At 46.0% G+C, this 20,030-nt stretch carries 16 protein-coding genes; 11 read left to right on the top strand and 5 right to left on the bottom strand.

Annotation, left to right across the window (positions count from 1 at the left end; translation table 11 throughout):
* The first annotated feature begins 403 nt into the window (after nt 1-403).
* Both A3EU_RS0107980 and A3EU_RS29765 read left to right on the top strand, forming a co-directional pair.
* Nucleotides 404-604: a dodecin family protein gene (locus A3EU_RS0107980; protein ID WP_044085587.1), complete on the top strand. Its 201-nt coding sequence runs from the start codon at nt 404-406 to the stop codon at nt 602-604.
* A 10-nt stretch (nt 605-614) separates the two neighbouring features.
* The gene (locus tag A3EU_RS29765) at nt 615-1,139 is read left to right on the top strand and encodes a TrmH family RNA methyltransferase (RefSeq protein WP_020535618.1); all 525 of its coding nucleotides are present in this window, start codon (nt 615-617) and stop codon (nt 1,137-1,139) included.
* Between the two features lie 196 nt (nt 1,140-1,335).
* On the opposite strand, the gene A3EU_RS0107970 is transcribed toward A3EU_RS29765, so the two are convergent.
* Nucleotides 1,336-1,641, bottom strand: coding sequence for a hypothetical protein (locus A3EU_RS0107970; protein ID WP_020535617.1), 306 nt, complete (start codon nt 1,639-1,641; stop codon nt 1,336-1,338).
* A gap of 358 nt (nt 1,642-1,999) precedes the next feature.
* Between A3EU_RS0107970 and A3EU_RS0107965 the strand changes: the two genes are divergently transcribed.
* From A3EU_RS0107965 to A3EU_RS0107935, 6 genes are all read left to right on the top strand, one after another.
* Nucleotides 2,000-2,698 (top strand): glycosyltransferase family 2 protein, encoded by a 699-nt coding sequence (locus tag A3EU_RS0107965; RefSeq protein WP_020535616.1) that lies wholly within the window; start codon nt 2,000-2,002, stop codon nt 2,696-2,698.
* 30 nt (nt 2,699-2,728) lie between these two features.
* Nucleotides 2,729-4,303 carry a cellulose synthase family protein gene (locus A3EU_RS0107960; RefSeq protein WP_020535615.1) on the top strand — a complete coding sequence of 525 codons (1,575 nt, stop codon included), beginning with the start codon at nt 2,729-2,731 and terminating at the stop codon, nt 4,301-4,303.
* A 241-nt stretch (nt 4,304-4,544) separates the two neighbouring features.
* The gene (locus tag A3EU_RS0107950; protein WP_020535613.1) at nt 4,545-5,894 is read left to right on the top strand and encodes an MptA/MptB family glycosyltransferase; all 1,350 of its coding nucleotides are present in this window, start codon (nt 4,545-4,547) and stop codon (nt 5,892-5,894) included.
* A 123-nt stretch (nt 5,895-6,017) separates the two neighbouring features.
* Nucleotides 6,018-6,854 (top strand): CvfB family protein, encoded by an 837-nt coding sequence (locus A3EU_RS0107945; protein ID WP_020535612.1) that lies wholly within the window; start codon nt 6,018-6,020, stop codon nt 6,852-6,854.
* A 207-nt stretch (nt 6,855-7,061) separates the two neighbouring features.
* Nucleotides 7,062-7,556, top strand: a complete 495-nt coding sequence (locus A3EU_RS0107940; protein WP_020535611.1) for a Cif family virulence factor — start codon at nt 7,062-7,064, stop codon at nt 7,554-7,556.
* Nucleotides 7,557-7,569: 13 nt separating this feature from the next.
* Nucleotides 7,570-7,902, top strand: coding sequence for a low molecular weight protein tyrosine phosphatase family protein (locus A3EU_RS0107935; protein ID WP_020535610.1), 333 nt, complete (start codon nt 7,570-7,572; stop codon nt 7,900-7,902).
* A gap of 32 nt (nt 7,903-7,934) precedes the next feature.
* Here the strand turns inward: A3EU_RS0107935 and A3EU_RS32610 are convergent, their stop codons facing one another.
* On the bottom strand, nt 7,935-8,528 hold the full coding sequence (locus A3EU_RS32610) for an FISUMP domain-containing protein (RefSeq protein WP_156825697.1): 594 nt from the start codon (nt 8,526-8,528) through the stop codon (nt 7,935-7,937).
* Between the two features lie 191 nt (nt 8,529-8,719).
* Complete coding sequence (locus A3EU_RS0107925; protein WP_020535608.1) at nt 8,720-10,918, bottom strand: B12-binding domain-containing radical SAM protein; 2,199 nt, start codon at nt 10,916-10,918, stop codon at nt 8,720-8,722.
* Between the two features lie 402 nt (nt 10,919-11,320).
* Between A3EU_RS0107925 and A3EU_RS0107920 the strand changes: the two genes are divergently transcribed.
* The 3 genes from A3EU_RS0107920 (at nt 11,321) to A3EU_RS0107910 (ending at nt 17,332) form a co-directional block, all read left to right on the top strand.
* Entirely contained in the window at nt 11,321-13,732 is a 2,412-nt protein-coding gene (locus tag A3EU_RS0107920; RefSeq protein ID WP_026211286.1) for a TonB-dependent receptor, read from the top strand.
* Nucleotides 13,733-13,862: 130 nt separating this feature from the next.
* Nucleotides 13,863-15,332, top strand: a complete 1,470-nt coding sequence (locus A3EU_RS32605; protein WP_020535606.1) for a carbohydrate-binding protein — start codon at nt 13,863-13,865, stop codon at nt 15,330-15,332.
* 413 nt (nt 15,333-15,745) lie between these two features.
* Complete coding sequence (locus A3EU_RS0107910; protein WP_020535605.1) at nt 15,746-17,332, top strand: phytoene desaturase family protein; 1,587 nt, start codon at nt 15,746-15,748, stop codon at nt 17,330-17,332.
* A gap of 763 nt (nt 17,333-18,095) precedes the next feature.
* On the opposite strand, the gene A3EU_RS0107900 is transcribed toward A3EU_RS0107910, so the two are convergent.
* Together A3EU_RS0107900 and A3EU_RS34785 are read right to left on the bottom strand one after the other, a co-directional pair.
* A complete protein-coding gene (locus tag A3EU_RS0107900) occupies nt 18,096-18,791 on the bottom strand; it encodes a LytR/AlgR family response regulator transcription factor (protein WP_020535603.1) in 696 nt (231 codons plus the stop codon).
* Nucleotides 18,788-19,951, bottom strand: coding sequence for a sensor histidine kinase (locus A3EU_RS34785; RefSeq protein ID WP_211213914.1), 1,164 nt, complete (start codon nt 19,949-19,951; stop codon nt 18,788-18,790). The genes A3EU_RS0107900 and A3EU_RS34785 overlap by 4 nt, the downstream gene beginning before the upstream one ends.
* Nucleotides 19,952-20,030: the final 79 nt, after the last annotated feature.

Genomic DNA, 20,030 nt, shown 5'->3' with positions numbered 1-20,030 from the left:
TAGAAAACAAAATCGCTTTTTATTTTCGTGCTGTTCCTTAGCGAAGCATAAACAAACTCTAAGCGTTTTATAGACTGCTGTTCTTGGGATAATATTGTGAAGGTTGGACCAGAAAATACGATTTCTGACCAAGCTTCAGGGTAAAGATACGACGAAAGGGGGAAATGCTGCCTTAGATACTCATCTCGTTCGAACATAGACAGCAGGTACAAGGTTATTAAGTCACTAGGTATTGCGCAGAAAATAAACCGCGATTTTTTTTCGAGTTTCCCAAATAGTTAACACACTTGAAGTGAATCGTTTAGTTAACTATTTGGGAAACAAAGCCGCGTTTTATTTTCGTGCTGTTCCTAAGCTTAAAAAGCTTATCTTTCTTTCATCTATTAACAAAACCAAGAAAACTATGATTGTCAAAGTAATTGAAGTAATTGCCTCATCTGAAAAGGGCATAGAAGATGCTATCCAAAAAGCAGTAACAGAAGTAAGCAAAACTGTTCGTAATGTAGATTCTGTGTATGTAAAGGATATTAAAGCCCACGTTCAGGATGGCAAGATTTCCACCTATGGTGTGATCTGCAACATCTCTTTCCGAGTTAATGACTAAAATTTAGCTGTTGGAACAACAACAATTGAGCCACGGGGAGACCCGCTGGACAACACGAGCATTCCCCCTCATTCTGGCCTGTGATAATTGGCAGGACCCCCGGAATGTGGGGATGGCTTTTCGCTTGGCTGATGCCTTTGGCGTAGAAGCCATTTGGTTGGGAGGAACGACACCGGTGCCACCCAACCGCAAAATTAGTAAGACAGCCCGTAGTACAGAGGGCTGGGTGCCTTTTGTGCATCAGCACAATTTAGCAGAGGCATTAGTAGAGATAAGAGCAAAAAAATATAGCCTGATAGGAGTAGAGATTACCAATCAAAGCAAGGCTTTGGATGAATACTTAAGCGCCGAAGTTCAGCAGCCTACGGTATTGGTGTTAGGTGCTGAACAGTCCGGTATTAGTAAAGAGGTGTTGGAGGTGTTAGATGATTGTGTACACATTTCTATGTACGGCCGCAATTCCAGTTTAAATGTAGCTACAGCATTGGCCATAGCACTCAGTGCCTGGGTGAGTCGGTGGCAGGAGATAGGGTAGAGAAAAAAGCTCAGCACTCTATCTAGCAGCGGACCGAATCCCGATCTTCCATCGGGAGAGCTCGGCGCAGCGGAGCGAGCACAGCCAGGGATAGAAGGTAGCGATAGCGAACGGATAGCCCGGCCGCCCCGCAGGTGGCGGGGATGCCAAGTGCATTGGTTTGTTAATCTCTTTGTAGCATATTGAACAGCTATTATTACAAGGCCTCGACAACCGCTTCTACCTGAAGGCGGATTTTTAGGCACCGTAAGTGATTAAGAGAATAACTTTTCGGATATCGTTTAGAGCTGTAGACCAGCCCGGTAGCTTTGAGTTTATCAAGCTGCCGTTTTAGTTTCCCCGGAGGTTTTCTGAGTTCTTGGCTCAGGTAGGGAAGATGGATATCCTTTTGGGTCTGTAATTTTTCAAACAGCTCCTGCGAGCCAGGCTCCAGTAGTAATTCCAGGCGCTCTAGTGCAATGTCCAGCTGTGTCGTCGGTAAGATAGTATTTCCGTTACGCATGAGTGAAATGATTTATCCGCAAGTAAATTAGCACGACTTTTGCCCGATTTTTTTCGGAGGGTTAATACAAAAGCCGATTTGTGCTTCAGCAACCCGTAGGAAGGCCGAAGCTATATGGTTTCACTCATTATTGTTATTTGTGCCTAGGCAAACCGAAGTCTACCTATTTGTCGCTATTGTACGGTGGACAGCGGTGAAGGTTACGAATTGAAGAAAAATAATGTTCTTTTTTTATTGCAAAGTGCTTAAGTCCTGAATATGTAGCCATTGGGACAAGCAGAATCTATTCATTTGGTGTACCTTTGCGCCGAAATCTTAAGTAGAATGGGGCATCTCTGCTTCTAGTAAAGCATCAACTTTGAGCAAACCTGTTATTGATCTTATTATTCCTGCTTACAACGAAGAAGCTTCTATAGGGCTGGTTGTAGCAGATATTCCTCGGGATTGGGTACGAGATATTATTGTTTGTAACAATGCAAGTACTGATAAAACGGCTGAAGTAGCTGCGGCAGGAGGTGCTACCGTTGTTGATCAGCCAAGGCCGGGATATGGAAGTGCTTGTTTGGCAGGCATGGCTCATGTTGCCGCTAAAAAACCATCAGAACAGCCTGATATTGTGGTTTTTTTGGATGGAGACTACTCGGATCATCCAGAAGAGTTACCTTTGTTGATCAAACCGATTCTTGAAGAGGAGATGGACATGGTGATTGGCTCTCGGGCCACAGGAGCGATGGAGAGCGGTGCGATGCAACCCCAACAAATTTTTGGCAACTGGCTGGCCACAAATTTGATCCGACTGTTTTACAACTATCACTTTACAGACCTTGGCCCTTTTCGGGCAATCCGTTGGGATAAACTGCAAGCCTTGGAAATGCAGGATCCTGACTTTGGGTGGACTGTAGAGATGCAGGTTAAAGCTGCTAAAAAGAAATTACGCTGTACGGAGGTTTCTGTTACTTACCGCCGCCGAGTGGGGGTGTCAAAAGTTTCTGGAACCATTCGTGGAACGATAATGGCTGGATATAAAATTTTGTGGACCATTTTTAAGCTGCTGTAGTTTCGGCAGCTAGGTAAAAGTCAATTAAGCATGACTACACTTGCTTTTTTCGTGTTGGGAGTATATACTCTCGCCTTGTTGTACATCACCATTTACTGTGTGATGCAGTTCAACTTGTTGTATTATTATAAGCGCGGTCGCCGCAATACGCCGGAAATGATCATGGCAGAGCACGAAAAACCTGTACAGGTTGCAGTAGCTGCTGGTGGTGATAGCTGGAGCTCGGGGGCTGGTCAGATGACGGCTTTTGCTGAAGAAGACACCGATGCTTATCCGTTTGTTACGGTACAACTACCGATTTACAACGAGATGTACGTCATCGAACGACTGATCGATGCGGTCGCGGAATTTGATTATCCAAAGGATCGATACGAGATCCATATTCTGGATGATTCTACCGACGAAACCCTCGATATCGTCGCGGCTAAAGTTGCGGAGTATAAAGCCAAAGGCTATAATATCGAGCAGGTGACGCGTGAAATTCGCCAAGGATTCAAGGCGGGCGCATTGCGTGATGGCATGTCTGCTGCGAAGGGCGAATTTATGGCCATCTTCGATGCGGATTTTCTTCCTAAGAAAGACTTTTTATTGAGAACTCTTCCGTTTTTTCAGGACGAAAAAGTGGGCGTAGTGCAAACTCGTTGGGAGCACATCAACGAGGATTATTCCCTCATTACCCGCTTGCAGGCTTTACAGCTGAACGTACACTTTACTGTAGAGCAAGTGGGCCGTATGAACGGTGAATACATGCTTCAATTTAACGGTACTGCTGGTGTTTGGCGCCGCAAAACCATCGAAGATGCTGGTGGTTGGGAAGCTGATACCCTTACTGAAGACCTGGATTTGAGTATCCGTTCTCAATTGAAGGGATATAAAATTCGCTTCCTGGAGAACATTGGCTCTCCTGCCGAATTACCTGCTGAAATGAACAGCTTCAAATCGCAGCAGTTTCGCTGGATGAAAGGTGGCGCGGAGACCGCTAAGAAAATGCTGCCTACCGTTTGGCGTTCAGACCTGAGCTTGAACCAGAAAGTTCATGCTACCAGTCACTTGTTGGCCAGTTCGGTCTTCTTGTTCGTGTTTCTGGCAGGAATATCGAGTGTGCCGCTGTTGTTCTTCATGGGCGATTTAATCGAAATGGGCTTTAGCAAAAACTTCTTTGCATACTTCCTCGTAGGACTATTGTCGATCATTGCCATTTACTACGTAGCAAATATTCAAAGTCCGGCCAATCAGGAAAAAGATTTTGGTAAAGCGGTGACCAAGTTTATTCTGCTCTTTCCTTTGTTCTTAGCATTGTCGATGGGGCTTTCATTGCACAACTCTGTTGCAGTACTGCAAGGTTACCGAGGTAAGAAATCTCCTTTCATTCGCACGCCGAAGTTCAATATCAAGAACATCACGGATAGCTTCAAGAAGCAAAATTACCTTACCAAGAAACTTACTTGGACAACCATTGGAGAGGGGCTGCTTTCATTGTATTTCATGGCCGCAGTAGGTGGAGCATTCTATATACAGAATACAACTTTCGTCATGTTTCACTTGATGCTGGCCCTTGGTTTTGGTGCGATTTTCTTCTATTCCGTGAAGCATTTGAGGCTCTAGTGCCTTGAGCAGTCATCCCGAATTTTGATTGTCATCAAAATCCGTGCTGACCAACTGCAAAACCTATCTTTAAAGAAGAAACCCCATGATTTCTATTAGTAAAATCATGGGGTTTTCTACAAATAGTCTCGATAAATTACTCTTTTCAGGGTATTTAATGACTCTTTCTAAGTTAAAGTCAGGCTGAATTTTGGCCTTAGCCAAAATTCGGTATGACTTATGGTTGTTATTTTTGCCGATAATGCAATTTCCAAAATTTTATCAACTGCTTGCCTTCCTCGTTATGCTCCTGGCAACCTTAGGCTTAGGCTACGGAGTCGAGCAGTCTTCTTTCCCGCGTATTATCTGTTGTTACGGGGCATTTTTCTTTGTCTACATTTGGCAAGTCAACACCGCGAAGCCGGCTGATCTTACCTTCTGGATAGGGGTAGCGATATTGTTGCGCCTGGCGCTCGTAGGTGCATTTCCAGCATTGTCTGATGATATTTACCGCTTCGTGTGGGATGGCAGATTGTGGTTGGCAGGGCAAAACCCCTTTGATCATTTGCCGGTCTGGTACTTGGAGGAAGGGCATCATTTGCCCGGTTTGGGCCAGGCACTCTTCAACGAACTCAACTCCCCGGAATACTATACCATTTATCCACCAGTAGCGCAGGGCTTGTTTGCTTTTGCCTGTTGGCTTTCGCCCAATAGTGTATGGGGAGCAGCGGTCGTAATGCAGGTGTTTTTGCTGTTGATGGAGGTAGGAACGATCTTCCTTTTGTTGGCGCTGTTGCGTGAATGGGGCTTGCCCGCCAGCAGGGTATTGTGGTACGCACTCAACCCCTTGATCATTGTCGAAGTAGTGGGGAACCTACATTTTGAAGGAGCAATGATCTTTTTCTTGCTTTTGGGCTTGTGGCTCTTGTTGCGCTGGTGGCGTGAAGGGAAAGGCTGGACTTTTTTTGCATCAGCCGGGGCAATGGCTTTAGCGGTAGCGAGTAAACTACTGCCATTGTTGTTTTTCCCATTTCTTATTCGCCGCTTGGGTTGGAAGCGCAGCTTCGGGTATTTCACCATTCTGGGCGTGATCTTGATGCTTACCTGGTGGCCGCTTGTGAGCAGTGTATTTCTAAAGAACTTCGGGAGTAGTGTCAATCTATATTTCCAGCAATTTGAGTTCAATGGATCGCTGTACTACGTTATCCGTTGGGTAGGACTCCAGGTTAGTGGCTTCAACCTCATTCGTTTTATAGGGCCTGTCCTGGCGATTTTGGTCTTTGTGACGATTACCGGCCGGGCATTGCAAGAACGTGCTAGCGAAGTGTGGGCCGAGCTGCCTGGGCGTTGGTTGTTTGCTATCGGTATTTATCTGTTTTGTGCCACTACGGTTCATCCTTGGTACACGGCCCTTCCGCTGGTGCTTTGTCTATTCACACCTTACCGCTGGCCTGTCGTATGGTCAGGGATGATTTTACTGACGTACATCAATTATAGCTATCCCGAATACTACGAAAATCTTTGGATCGTAGGATTGGAATATATAGTTGTACTTTTGTGGGGAACGTGGGAAGTGTGGACACAAAAGGAAGCAAATCGTTTTGTTAACTAATGTATTCATCTTCTTTTTCCTGTAAGGGAAATACCTAAGCAGTAACTAAAACTTCCATGCCTCAGCGTCTCTGCGGCAAGAAAAAGTTGGTGTAACAAGAATAATAAGTAAAATTTAGCGCAAGTGATAGCCATCGGACAATACAACGATTTAGAGATATTAAGGGAAACCAGCGTAGGTCTTTTCCTGGGAGATGAAGAAGGCGAAGATGTCTTACTTCCTAATAAATATATACCAGAACACTACGATATTGGCGATCAGATCACGGTTTTTGTTTACCTCGATTACGATGAACGCAAAGTCGCTACTACGCTCACTCCTGGTATTTTACTCAATGAGTTTGCCCTGCTTGAAGTCGTAGATGTTGCTGATGTCGGCACCTTCTTGGACTGGGGTATGGAAAAACACCTGATGGTGCCGTACAGCGAGCAACGCGTAAAACTGGAAGAAGGCCGCTGGTACGTCGTGTATCTGGCACTAGATGAAGAAACCGACCGCCTTTACGCCAGCAATAAACTGGAAAAATGGCTGATCAATGACGAACTAATGGTAGAGGAAGGCGAGGAAGTCGAAATTCTCGTGTACCGCGAAACAGAGATTGGCTATTCCGTAACGGTAAACAACCGCCACCGGGGCTTGGTCTACAAAAACGAGATTTTCAAAGACCTGCGTATCGGTGATAAAATGACTGCCTACGTCAAGAAAATCCGCGAAGGCAATAAGGTCGATATATCGCTTCACCCTATCGGTTACCAAAACTTCAATAGTAAAAATAGCGAGGATATCTTTCACGCTTTGGAGCAAAACAACGGCTTCCTACCTATCACGGATAAAAGTGATCCAGAGGTGATTTATCACCGTTTTCATATCAGTAAGAAAGCCTTCAAAAAAGCCATCGGTGACCTGTACCGCCAGCGGAAGATAACCCTGGAAGATGGGGGGATTCGGATGGCGGAATAAGGGGCCAAAAAGGTGTAAAGGTTGGAAAAGTGTAAAGGTGTAAGCGTTGGGCTAACTCCGCACTTAAAGTCGGAATTGGGAACTCGGAATTCGGAAGTTAGCCCACCGTAGGTTTCCGCACCCCGCACCCCGCACCCAAAAACGCACGCCAATCGTACCAGTGCGATCATACGTTTTGAGCCAAAATCACAAAAAACAACTTCCATCATGAAAACCCCAAGCTTCTACCTCTTCTTTTTGCTAGCCCTATGTAGCTGTCAGCCAACTACTCCTTCAGCCGATTCTGTAATAGAAACAACGGTAGAGGAGATCACCCCCGAAGAAGCCATCCAACAACTGGTGATCGATGCTTTTGACCAAGTCTGGTCGGCCCTCGATACCAACAGTTTGGCGCGCTTGCATACCGAAGACTTTCTGCTGCTAGAACATGGTGAAGTGTGGACCAATGACACGATTATCAACTACCAACGCAACGCAATGGCAGGCATGATTGAGCAAGGGTACGTACGCACCAATCATATGGAATTCCTGACCACAGGGGCCAATAGCGAACTAGCTTGGACAACTTACCACAACTATGGCACCTGGACCGTAGGTAAAGACACCACTGGGCAAGCCCACTGGCTCGAAAGCGCTGTAGCAGTCAAGACTGCCGAAGGCTGGAAGTTGAAAATGTTACATTCTACCCGAGTTCAGAAGTAGGCGTATCTAGAGCATGACTAAAGCAAAACACCTCCTCTTTATTTGTAGTAAAAACGAATGGCGCAGCCGCACTGCCGAGACCATCTTTCGTAATACAGAGGGGATCAACGTAAAGTCTGCAGGGACTTCTAAAACGGCCCGCATTCGAGTCAACGCCACCTTGATCAATTGGGCAGAACTCATCTTCGTGATGGAGGATTCCCACAAGCAACGCATCACCGCTGACTTTGGCGACCTGCTAGCGGATAAAACCGTAATTGTACTGGATCTTCCTGACGAATACCCCTACATGAATGAAGAACTCATCGCTGAATTGAGGGATAGTGTGGCCTATTACCTGTCATAAAATCTTAGCGCATGTGGCTCGTTATTAACGACTCAATCTCTCACACAACGCACACAGCAAAGGTCCATTTTGGGCACTTGATCACTATAGATTCTATTTTCCTTTTTGCTAACCATTCGGTAAAGGGAGAATTGCTCGCCTGATGGGCCCGGTTCATCTACCCAATAGTAGACAAATTGGTCTTTGCCCATAAAATCACGACCATTGTATCTCCCCATACCCGAAAATGTTAGCCCTAGCTTTTGAGCTAACAAAGCACCTTCCTGGTCTCCTCGCCATACTCTTATGGCCTCTGCTTCGGCAGGCTCCATGCCTAGCGTTTGTTCCAATGTTCTCCAATCCATTTCTGTAGGTAATCGCCAGCCTGAGGGGCAAGCTATTTGGGCTTCGGGGAAGGAATACAATCGTCCATATTCCTGACAATTCTCTTCCTCGTTCTTATAGCAAAAGGAGGCGGGTGTTTGATATTTCAAATCGGACCCCAACCAGTCTTGGTCACCAATAGTGATGACCTCATAGACATACTGATCCCTGCTGTCTACAAATTGATTTGCACGCGCAGGCTGGGCAGGAGTACAACTACTTTGGAAAAGAGCTGCTACAATAATGCAGAATAATATTCTCATTTTTTGTTTTTCAAACAAGCACTAAATTTTTTATGGGGCCTCCCCCGCATTCGCGTGGGCGCTACGTTACGCAGTTCGTTATTCACTCAGCCCTGCGGGCCTGCCCGTGCCGGGCAGCTGCTGCACATCGCTAGGCCAGTTGTGGCCGTGAAATTGTCAAGATATCAACTGTTTTTACGATTCCCTTCTTACTAAACCGCCACCAACCCAATTTCCCGCACCACCTCCATTTCATCAGAATACCAAAAAGCATCAAAATGGTCGAAATGAAGGAGATAGTCTGCTTTCAATTGGTTGAACACAAGGGGCTTCTCCTGCTGTGGCGCCGCTTTTTCAAGCATGGCCAGTAGCCACTCCGATTGTGGTTCAGGGAGGTTTACGGAAACGGTATCGCGCTGGTCATGAAAAGTGAGTTCCACCAATGCTTTGCCTTTCTTGCTTTTACCGGTAGCCGAAACACTTGGGGTACTACCCAACCAGACGATCTTAGCAGAAGGTTTGGTAATGGGGTAGGGGGCATCTTCAAGGCTGCGCACAATGTAGTCTTCTGCAATCGTAGTATTGGGCACAGGAAAATCAAACCACTCCTGTAGTTCGAACTCAAAACCAATGCCATGCATATAGTTGAATAGCGATTTTTTGAGACCAAAGCTAAACTGGTCGTGGTTGATGCCGGTTTTGTCCGTAAACTGAATATCGTTATTCGCGAAAGTAATGTCTGCGAGATGAGGCATTACCCCATAGGCTTCGGGCTCCAATCCCACCGGGCTGTGCGCCGTGAGGGCAAACTGGTGCCAGAAGCCCGATTGCAGCACACCCACTTCAAATAATTGCCGAACCATCTCCAGGCTGTCAACCGTTTCTTGTACGGTCTGGGTGGGGTAGCCATACATGAGGTAAGCGTGTACCATGATTCCACTTTCCGTAAAATAGCGAGTAACACGAGCCACCTGCGCCACGGTCACCCCTTTTTGAATCAAGTCCAGCAGGCGGTCGGATGCAACCTCCAAGCCTCCTGAAACGGCAATACATCCTGATGCTGCCAGCAGTCGGCACAAGTCCCTGGTGAAGCTTTTCTCAAAGCGGATATTCGTCCACCACGTTACGGTCAATCCGCGCCGGATGATCTCCAGGGCTACCGCCCGCATGAGGGCCGGCGGCGCAGCCTCATCTACAAAGTGGAAACCGCTCTCGCCGGTCTGGGCGATCAATTCTTCCATGCGGTCCACCAGTAGGCGTGCAGCCACAGGCTCGTAGAGCTTGATATAATCCAGTGAGATGTCGCAAAAGGTGCATTTTCCCCAGTAGCAACCGTGCGCCATCGTCAGCTTGTTCCAGCGGCCATCACTCCACAAACTGTGCATTGGATTCGCAATTTCGATAACCGAGATGTACTGGTCCAGCAGCAAGTCGGAATAATCAGGCGTGCCCACGGCGCTCTGCTTGTAGTCCTGTCGCAGCGAGAAGTTATTGTAAAGCACTTCGCCCTTTTCGTCGAGCAGGAAAGTGCGTTTAAAGAGTTGAAAATCCGGATTTTTATATGCGGGTAGCAGCACGTTGTTGGCTAGTAGCTCAATCGGCAGTTCCCCATCATCAAGGGTGATGTAGTCGAAAAACTCGAAGACGCGCGGTTCCTTTAGCGACCGCAATTCCGTATTGGGAAACCCACCGCCCATGGCTGTTTTTATCTCCGGGTAATGTGTCTTGATGTACTGGGCACAACGAAAAGCACTAAACAGATTGCCAGGAAATGGTACCGAAATACATACCAGCTTGGGCTGTACTTTCGCGATCCGTTCATCAAGAATATCTATGGTCAGCTGATCGACGTAAGAAAGCTCCTCTTCTAACTCATTGTATAGTTCTTCAAAGCTGTTGGCTGATCGCCCCAGCCGTTCGGCGTAGCGGCTAAAGCCAAAATGCTCATCGATACACTCCACCATAAAGTCAGACAAATCTTCGAGATAAAGCGTCGCAAAATGCTTGGCTTTGTCTTGCATGCCCATATTGCCAAACGCCCATTCCATATCGTCCAGCTGTTCGAAGCGACTGGCCTGAGGGAGGTAATTGTCGCTACAAATATGCCGCGCCAGCGTGGGCTGATGCCCTTGCAAGAAAGCGATGACGGGCTCAATGGTTCGTAAATAAGCATGCCGCAGGGCGTACATGCGTTGGGTATTCGACGTCTCCAAGCGCTCATGCTCGTAGGCTGCCTCAAAAAGTAATTCGAGGCTTTCGCGGGTAAAGAGCGCCAACATAACCTCAATACCTAAATCCATCTGATAGGAAGAGATGTTCTTCGTATTCAAAAAACCCTTGAGGTAGGCCGTCGCCGGATAGGGCGTATTCAGCTGGGTAAAGGGTGGCGTAAGAAGGAGAATATCTGCCAAGAGGGAATGAGTTTGAAGATTACGAAAGTACCTGCAAAGGTAAACATTGACATTGTGATTTGTGATCAAGTTTAAGGCGGCGAATAATAAATTCCCTATTTCAGGCTGAGAGTGTTCAGTCAACTGTGTCTAACTAAAATTGTCAAAATGTATCTACTTGATAACCAGCAATAAAAAACCTCTGCGTCTCTGCGCGAGACACACTTTTGGTGTAGCGCACCGTGCTATATTTCTCAACCTTAAATGACCTTATAATCCCTGATATGGTTCAATAACCTATAAAAGTTGGCTGCTTTACATGAAGTATACTTTTAGGAAAAACCCTGCCATTATTGATTAACTTCGTTTCCTAAACCTCTTGTTTTTGAAAGGTAAAGCCGCTAGCATATTTCTATTTTTATAATGAAAAAATATTTATCACTATGGTTATTGCTGGGGTGGGCCGTCTGGTCGCATGCCCAAACAATAACCATTAAAGATCAAGCATCGAATAAACCGCTGGAGTTTGTGACGCTCTTGAGTACAAACCCCGAAGCGTATGCGGTGACTGATGTAAATGGACAAGCGGATATATCTGATTTCAACGCGGCTGCTAAGATCGAGATTCGGATGCTTGGCTATAAAGAGGTCGTTAAAAGCTATGCGGATCTTGAATTGATGGGTTTTGAAATAGTATTAGAACCGTCTAATTTGAACTTGGATGAAATTGTGGTTTCTGCTACACGTTGGCGGCAATCTTCGGGTAATGTACCGATGAAGATCATTTCCATCTCTCCTAAAGATGTTGCGCTCCAGAATCCGCAAACCGCAGCGGACCTTCTCGGGGTTTCGGGTAAGGTTTATATCCAAAAAAGCCAACAGGGTGGTGGCAGCCCGATGATTCGGGGTTTTGCCACCAACCGACTTTTGTATACCATTGATGGTGTGCGGATGAATACGGCCATTTTTAGAGGTGGTAATCTTCAGAATGTGATCAGTCTTGATCCTTTTGCGATAAGCAACACCGAAGTACTCTTTGGGCCAGGTTCCGTTATTTATGGTAGTGATGCCATTGGTGGAGTGATGAGCTTTCAGACACTTGTGCCACAGTTATCCATAGATAAAACTCCTTTGATTACCGGAAAAGTCCTTACACGTTACGCTTCAGCCAATCAGGAAAAAACAGGCCATTTTGATATAAATATTGGTTGGGAAAAATGGGCCTTGGTGACCAGCTTCAGTACCTGGGATTACGACCACCTGAGGCAAGGGAGCAATGGGCCAGATGATTACCTCAAAGACTATTTTGTCCAGCGTCAAGAGAGCACCGATGTCGTGATTACTCAGGATGATCCGCTTTTGCAGATTCCGACGGCTTATTCGCAAATGAACGTTATGCAAAAGGTGCGTTTCAAGCCAAATGAGAAGTGGGATTTTCAATATGGGTTTCACTATTCAGCGACCTCTCCCTACGGTCGGTATGATCGCCACAATCGGGTGCGCAATGGAACAGCTCGTTACGCAGAGTGGGATTACGGCCCACAAAAGTGGATGATGAACCACCTGAGTATCGCTCATGAAGGGAAAAATACTGCTTATGATCAAATGACCCTCCGCTTGGCACAACAGTCTTTTGAAGAAAGTCGTATTGATCGATTATTAAATAAAGAAGACCGTAATATGCAAACCGAAAATGTTGAAGCTTATTCGGTTAATCTGGATTTTATAAAAAAAACAGGAAGGAAGCATACCCTCTTTTATGGCGCAGAGTATATTTTGAATGACATCACCTCTGCGGGGATGATCACAAATATATCCACGGAGGAAGTGCAGAAAGGTCCAGCACGTTACCCCACGGCGACCTGGAGCTCTGCAGCTATTTATGTAAATAATGAGTTTAAACTGTCCGATGAATTCACACTACAGGCAGGTATGCGTTTTAACCAATTTTCTACTAATGCTGACTTTAGCAATAACCTGGATTTCTATCCTTTTCCGTTTGCAAAGGCTGAAATGAATGATGGAGCTTTGACGGGGAGTATTGGTGCTGTTTACCGGGTTTCAGAAAGCAGCGTAATTAGTGCTAACCTTGGAACAGCTTTTCGTTCACCAAATGTGGATGATATGGGAAAGGTTTTTGATTCCGAACCAGGTACAGTGACTATCCCTAATCCTGGACTTAAAGCTGAATATGCTTCCAATTTGGATATAGGAATTGCAAAAGTGTTCAAGGAGGTGATAAAGGTTGACCTTACAGGTTACTATACCATTTTACAGAATGCCTTGGTTCGTAGAAACTTCGAACTAAATGGCCAGGATAGTATTTTATATGAAGGAACGCTGAGTCAGGTACAAGCGATCCAAAACGCCGCAGTGACGAAGGTATATGGGATACAGGCCGGCCTAGAGTGGAAACTACCAGCTGGTTTCAGTTTTTCTTCTTCTATAAATTATCAGATTGGTGAGGAAGAACTGGACGATGGTATCACTAGCCCCTCCCGGCATGCAGCTCCCCTTTTTGGGGTGTCTCGTTTAAGCTACAAAGCTAAAAAGCTAACTTTGCAATTTTATGCCAACTATCAAGGAGAACGCAAGTTTGAAGATTTGGCAAGAGAAGAGCAAAGCAAGGACGAAATATATGCTAAGGATTCTAATGGGAATAATTATTCCCCCGCATGGTATACTTTGAATATTAAGGCTTTGTATGATCTGTCACCAACCATTACCATTAGTGCAGGAATGGAAAATTTGACGGATCAGCGTTACCGACCTTACAGTGCAGGTATTTCAGCCCCTGGGAGGAATTTTATTCTTTCCTTGAGTGCTAACTTTTGACATATTAAGTGCAACAATTTTTTAAGTATTGCGCAGAAAATAAAACACGAAGTAGCCGCGAAGCGACCACAAAGTAGCGGCGTAGCCAAATCGTGTTTTATTTTCGTGCTGTTCCTAAGTAAACTTTCAAATGAAAAACAATTATCAATTCCTGGCTCTGCTAGGGTTCCTTTTACCCGTGGTACTCGGCGCTACGCCCGTGCAGATAGAAGCGGAAGATTATGATGCCATGCAAGGCATCGAACTAGAAAACAGCGGCACCAACATCGGCTATTTTGACGATGGCGACTGGCTACAGTATGCACAGATTAACTTCGATGGTGGCTACAACAGCATCACCTTCCAAGCCGCTAAAGGTAACAACGGTGGAAGCGTAGAAATTCGATTAGATAACCTCAATGGACCCTTGATTGGTACCTTTTATCCGCAGAATACCCTGGGATGGACAACCTTCGAGGCACAACTCACGGGTATCGAAGCAGTGACGGGGACACACGATCTCTATCTCATTGGTCGTGGAGAAATAGGTGTATGTAACCTCGATTTTTTCGTCCTTTCGGAAGAAGAAGTTTATGAACCCAACTGGGTGCTGGACTGGGCCGACGAATTCAACGGTAACGCTGTTGATGAAACCTATTGGTCAAAAGTCCACCACGGTAACCCCGACAATGGAGAGTTACAGTTTTATACGCCACGGCCAGAAAACATTGTCGTATCTGACGGAACATTAAAACTCATTGCCCGTCAGGAAACCTATACGGGGCAGGGGCCAGCGATGAGCTCTCCCTCTACCCGCAACTACACCTCGGGCAAGATCGAGACGCTGGGAAAAATCACTTTTCAGTATGGTAAGATTGAAGCCAGCATGAAACTCCCTCGTGGTCGGGGCACTTGGCCGGCGTTCTGGATGCTGGGCGAAAATATCTTCGACTCAGGCATTGGCTGGCCACGTTGTGGTGAGATCGACATCATGGAGCACGGTCAGGATTTTGATCATCTTGGCGCAGCCATCCACACCCAGGCTTACAATCACATCATAGGAACCCAAATTACAGGAACCTACCAGATTGATGATTACGACACCGGCTTTCATACCTACGGCCTGGTGTGGGATACGGAGGAAATGAGCTTCAGTGTGGATGGTGAAACCTATATGAGGGTCAAAAAATCTTCCATTGGCGATAGTGAGGCCCAGTGGCCTTTTGACCAACCTTTCTTTATCATTCTCAACCATGCGGTAGGCGGTGCCTGGGGTGGTACGCCTGATAACAGCCTCTATCCACATACCGTGGAGGTGGATTGGGTACGCGTCTACAAAGACGAGCAGCCAACATCAACGACAGTCTTAGAAGAAACACCCTCGCTGTCTGTTTACCCCAATCCCACCAAGGATCAGGTGCGGGTAACTATTGGTGGAAACCTTACTTCGGTTACGGTGTCTCTTAAAGATTTAACAGGACGTGAGTTGGCGGTAAAGCAGGCTTCTTCCGAGGAAGTTAGCTTTGATTTGTCGGCCCTGCCCAGTGGTATTTATTTGGTGGCGATGTACGAACAAGGAACAGGACGGTTGTTGCAGTCTTGTAAGGTAGTGAAAGAGTAGGGGAGGCATTTGTCTAAACCATGATTGTGCTTGATTTTCTTGATTTTGCGTGCGGTTTTGTGTCTCAGAAAAGAAACCGCGCAGGTTAGTCCCCAGACTAACCTGGAAATATCACGTTGGTCTCCCGACCAACAGTCTTTCAAGTTAATGGTTTATTCGCTCTTAAAATAGTGGTTCTTCGTGTTTTAGGGCTAGCGGATCATGCCCGCCATAAAACAACGAGGAACCACTAATTTATGTTCTTTTCAGAAAAAGGATGTAAAAGTGTAAGAGTTGGAGCGTAGAGAGCTCATTAATGTTTATCACTACCTCCCAGTTATTTGGTCCCGTAAGTAAAAAAACTTTTACACCTTTACACCCCTATACTTTTCCAATTATCAAACCAACAACCACCTAACTATCAACCCCTTACCATGATCCAATCCTACAAAAAACGCCACGAGCTCGCTGATCATTACGATACCATCCTCATTGGTTCAGGAATGGGGAGCTTGACGACGGCGGCCATTTTGGCAAAAGAAGGTCAGAAAGTGCTGGTTTTGGAGCGGCATTACACGCCCGGTGGGTTTACGCACGTCTTCAAGCGCAAGGGCTACGAGTGGGATGTGGGAATTCACTACATTGGAGAAGTGCAACGGCCCAATAGCGTGATCAAGCGTCTGTTTGATTACATCAGTAATGGCAAACTCCAATGGGCAGACATGGGGGATGTTTACGACCGTATCATCCTCGGCGATCGGCATTATGACTTGGTAAAGGGCGTTAAAAACTTCATTGCGCAGCTTTCTGCCTACTTCCCCGGAGAAGAAATGGCCATTGAAAAATACGTCGACTTGGTGTTTGAAGCCAATAAGACCAGCCGTTGGTTTTATATGGATAAGGCCATGCCGCCGCTGTTGAGCAAGCTATCGGGGCCGTTTATGCGGCGACCTTTTTTGAAGTTCTCTGACCAGACGACTTATGAGGTTTTACGTTCCCTTACGGATAACGAAGAATTGATCCGCGTGCTCAGTGGGCAATACGGTGATTATGGTTTGCCGCCCAAGAAAAGCAGTTTTGTGATGCACGCCTCGGTAGCAAGGCACTATTTTGGTGGTGGGAGCTTCCCGGTGGGTGGTTCGTCGCAGATAGTGGCTACCGTTGCCCCTGTCATTGAAGCCGCTGGTGGGACGATTCTCATCAGTGCCGAGGTAGCGGAGATTGTGTTAGAAGGCAACACCGCCACTGGTGTGCGGATGGCCGATGGGAAGGTGTTCACTGCTGATAACATCGTCAGCGGCGCGGGGGTGATGACAACCTATAAGAAACTTTTGCCGGCTGCCGCGGTGGCTGATCACCAATTGCTGGAACCATTGCAAAAGGTAGAACGCTCTGTAGCTCACGCTTGTCTGTATATCGGATTACCTGGTAGTCCGGAGGAGTTACAGTTGCCTAAAACCAACCTTTGGATATATCCTGGCGATCTTGATCATGATGCTTGTGTAGATCGCTATTTGGAAGATTTGGATCAGCCCTTTCCGGTGGTGTATGTTTCGTTTCCTTCCGCCAAAGACCCTGATTGGGATCGCCGTTATCCAGGAAGAAGTACGATTGATATTATCACACTGGTTCCTTACGAGGCTTTCGCGAATTGGGAAGGCAGTCGCTGGATGAAAAGGGGAGAAGACTACGAGGCCTTCAAGGAGCGTATTGCTCAACGCCTATTGGCGGAATTGTACAAACAAATGCCACAAGTGGAAGGCAAAGTAGATTGCTACGAACTGTCGACACCACTGACGACCCAGCATTTCGTCAACTACGATAAGGGAGAAATTTATGGCTTAGATCATAGCCCGCAGCGTTTTCGGCAACGTTTCCTTCAGCCTCGAACACCCATTAAGAACTTCTACCTCACAGGGCAGGATATTGTGACTGCTGGGGTCGGGGGCGCGCTCTTTTCAGGTGTACTCACTGCTACGGCTATGACGGGGGGGNACGTGTTGGATAAGGTGATGAAGTAGGTTGAGTGAAAAATCGACATTCTATCAAGCCCCCTAGCTGCTGGTCGGAAGACCAGCAGGATATCATCCCGACCAAGAAGGTCGGGATAGTTCGGAAACTAACATGCACGATATTTTTAACGCAAAAAATGAATTTAAGTCAGTATAATGAAGAAAGAAAATTGTGTAAACCTAAATTAATCTAAGATGGGCTTTTTAATGTTTTTTTCGTTTTTGTCTTCGGTTCTATATGGAGTAATGTTCTATAGCATTGGAGAAATATTATCAAACCATTTAGAGTCTTTCATTACCATGATAGTAAGAAAGCCTATAAGTGAAGAATTCGATGAAACCAAAGTTAAGGAGATAATTGGTAGAATAGGAGTGTGTTGCAAGGTGATAGGAGTAGTTACGGTAATAATTGGGATAGCAACTTTGATAATGGGGCTGGCTATGCCCGGATATGATTTTAAGTTCAATTTTTGAAAAAAACAACAAATACACACACACAGGTAGGTTTCATGATTTTGCTCGTGTTTTTTAAGGACCCAACCGTAGATCGAACTGGTCGTTTGGCGCAAAAAAAATAGGGCCGTAAGGCGTAGCCTGGAGCCCGAGCGCAGGGACGAGCAGGACAAGGGATGGCAGCGGTATGCAATGCGCAGCACTGCATGAGAGCGAACAGCCCGGTGCCGGTAGTGGCGTTTGCTCCGCAACGCCACTACCGGCATGGCCCCAAATAAACTAGAATAAAAATTTATGCGGAAGCACGATATTTGATTCCTCACTCCAACATCCTATCCACATTCAATTTGTAAACCTTGCCGATGGGGATCTCAAAATCATTGATGAAAATGCGATTACCTTCAATGCTATTGATCTTGTTTTTAGCGACCGCAAACGATTTGTGTACCTGAACGAGTTGATCAAATTGGAGGGTGGTCAGCAATTCCGATATTTTCTGACGGACGGAGATGGTGCTTTCTGTGGTAATGATCTTGGTGTAATTGCCCGAGGCCTCCAGGTAGAGAATATCGCTGAGCGTAACTTGTAAGTATTTCTTGTTGCTGCGCAAAAAGACGCTGTTTTCCACCGTGGTTTCCGATGCCAGGGTAGGGGAAGTGGTCGGCGTAGTATTGACCACCTTGTTCAATGCTTTCAAAAAACGTTCAAAACTAAAAGGCTTCAGCAGGTAGTCGACAACGTTGAGTTCGAAGCCTTCGAGGGCGTATTCCCGATAGGCGGTGGTGACAATTATCTTGGGGCGAACGGGCAAAGTGCGCAAGAATTCAAATCCCTTCAGCTTGGGCATGTTGAGGTCGAGAAAGATGAGGTCAACAGGCTGCTGCCGGAGGCATTCCAAAGCTTCGACAGCATCGTAGCAATTTTGTACAAGTTCCAAATGAGGCAACAAATCACAATAGCCCTTGATGATATCGTGGGCTATGTGTTCGTCATCGACAATGAGGTACTTGATCATAATTGTTCAATAGTTAATTGTGCGCTGAATGTTTTTGTCGTTTTTATCGTGGATAAGTTATGCTTTTTTGGATAAACGAGCTCCAACCTTCTTTTAAGGTTACGAAGGCCCAGTCCCGCTTGGGTGCTTACTTCTTCGTCATCAAAGTTGTTTTCTACACTGAAAGACACACTATTAGCGGTAGCTTCGAGCGTGAGGTGTACATAGGCATCTGCACGAAGATGTTCGACACCATGTTTGAAGGCATTCTCCACTAAAATGATAAAGAGGAGCGGCATGATTTGTATTTGATCGTCCTCTATGTTGGTCACAAAATCCAACTCGATTTTCTTGTGATAACGCATCTGATGGAGGTCGAGGTAATTTCTGATGTAGTCGACTTCTTCAGCCAGCGAGACGGTTTCCTTTTGCCCATCGTAAATACTATAGCGCATCATGTCCGACAGCTTTAAAATGAGCTGCTGCGCCTTTTTAGAATCTTTGTCTACCAATCCATAGAGGTTGTTGAGAATATTGAAAAAGAAATGAGGGTTGATCTGACTTTGCAGATGTAGTAGCTCGGTTCGATTCCTTTCTGTTTTTAAATTAAGAAGGAACCTTATCTGCTTGAATACCCAGCGTGTAAACAGGAAAAATAGCGAACAAAAATACAATAGGATGGCAACGCCGAACTGGTCTTGATTGGTAAAGTAATCTTCTCCAACGATCAGCAAAATGCCGTTTCCTACGATGAACAGCCAGTACATCCAGGGAGAAAACCGTGACTTTTCGCTCTCCACAGTGCCATGTATTGTATCGGAGTGTGGGAAAAAGTACTCGTACCCAAATACTGCTAGTAAGAAAAGCAATTCAATAAAAATGATTAGAAAAACGACCGAGTGGAAAGAGGATTCAATGGCCGCGATCAAGCATAAAGCACCAAGTATAAGGATGGTTGCCCGAATTTCTTTGTGCCACCACGAGGGAGTAATTGTCCTTTTTATTCGCTTATTGATCAACCAAATGAGGGGCAAGTAGAGCGCCGTGCCGACGGCAGCAATAGCAAAGAGTGCCCCAGATGCTATGTCGAACTCTGTTAGCATTAGCGCACCGACGAGGAGTAGAAAGGCAAGTCCTAGCCCAAGTAGTGGCCGATTTTTGTTTACGATTGTCGTTGTCATACTCAAATGTAGCCGGATAAAACTATCCCCACAAACTATTTGATGAACGACTGGCAACGGTAGCTGAATGTGCGTGAAA

The sequence above is a fragment of the Lewinella cohaerens DSM 23179 genome, from assembly GCF_000379805.1.
Classification (GTDB): Bacteria; Bacteroidota; Bacteroidia; order Chitinophagales; family Saprospiraceae; genus Lewinella; species Lewinella cohaerens.
This window is presented reverse-complemented; position numbering and strand designations above follow the sequence as displayed.

Bases quoted from the DNA above. Each gene is read 5' to 3' on its own strand.
- A3EU_RS0107980 (WP_044085587.1), top strand. From the start codon at position 404: ATGATTGTCAAAGTAATTGAAGTAATTGCCTCATCTGAAAAGGGCATA.
- A3EU_RS0107970 (WP_020535617.1), bottom strand. From the start codon at position 1,641: ATGCGTAACGGAAATACTATCTTACCGACGACACAGCTGGACATTGCA.
- A3EU_RS0107960 (WP_020535615.1), top strand. From the start codon at position 2,729: ATGACTACACTTGCTTTTTTCGTGTTGGGAGTATATACTCTCGCCTTG.
- A3EU_RS0107950 (WP_020535613.1), top strand. From the start codon at position 4,545: ATGCAATTTCCAAAATTTTATCAACTGCTTGCCTTCCTCGTTATGCTC.
- A3EU_RS0107940 (WP_020535611.1), top strand. From the start codon at position 7,062: ATGAAAACCCCAAGCTTCTACCTCTTCTTTTTGCTAGCCCTATGTAGC.
- A3EU_RS0107935 (WP_020535610.1), top strand. From the start codon at position 7,570: ATGACTAAAGCAAAACACCTCCTCTTTATTTGTAGTAAAAACGAATGG.
- A3EU_RS32610 (WP_156825697.1), bottom strand. From the start codon at position 8,528: ATGAGAATATTATTCTGCATTATTGTAGCAGCTCTTTTCCAAAGTAGT.
- A3EU_RS0107920 (WP_026211286.1), top strand. From the start codon at position 11,321: ATGAAAAAATATTTATCACTATGGTTATTGCTGGGGTGGGCCGTCTGG.
- A3EU_RS32605 (WP_020535606.1), top strand. From the start codon at position 13,863: ATGAAAAACAATTATCAATTCCTGGCTCTGCTAGGGTTCCTTTTACCC.
- A3EU_RS0107900 (WP_020535603.1), bottom strand. From the start codon at position 18,791: ATGATCAAGTACCTCATTGTCGATGACGAACACATAGCCCACGATATC.
- A3EU_RS34785 (WP_211213914.1), bottom strand. From the start codon at position 19,951: ATGACAACGACAATCGTAAACAAAAATCGGCCACTACTTGGGCTAGGA.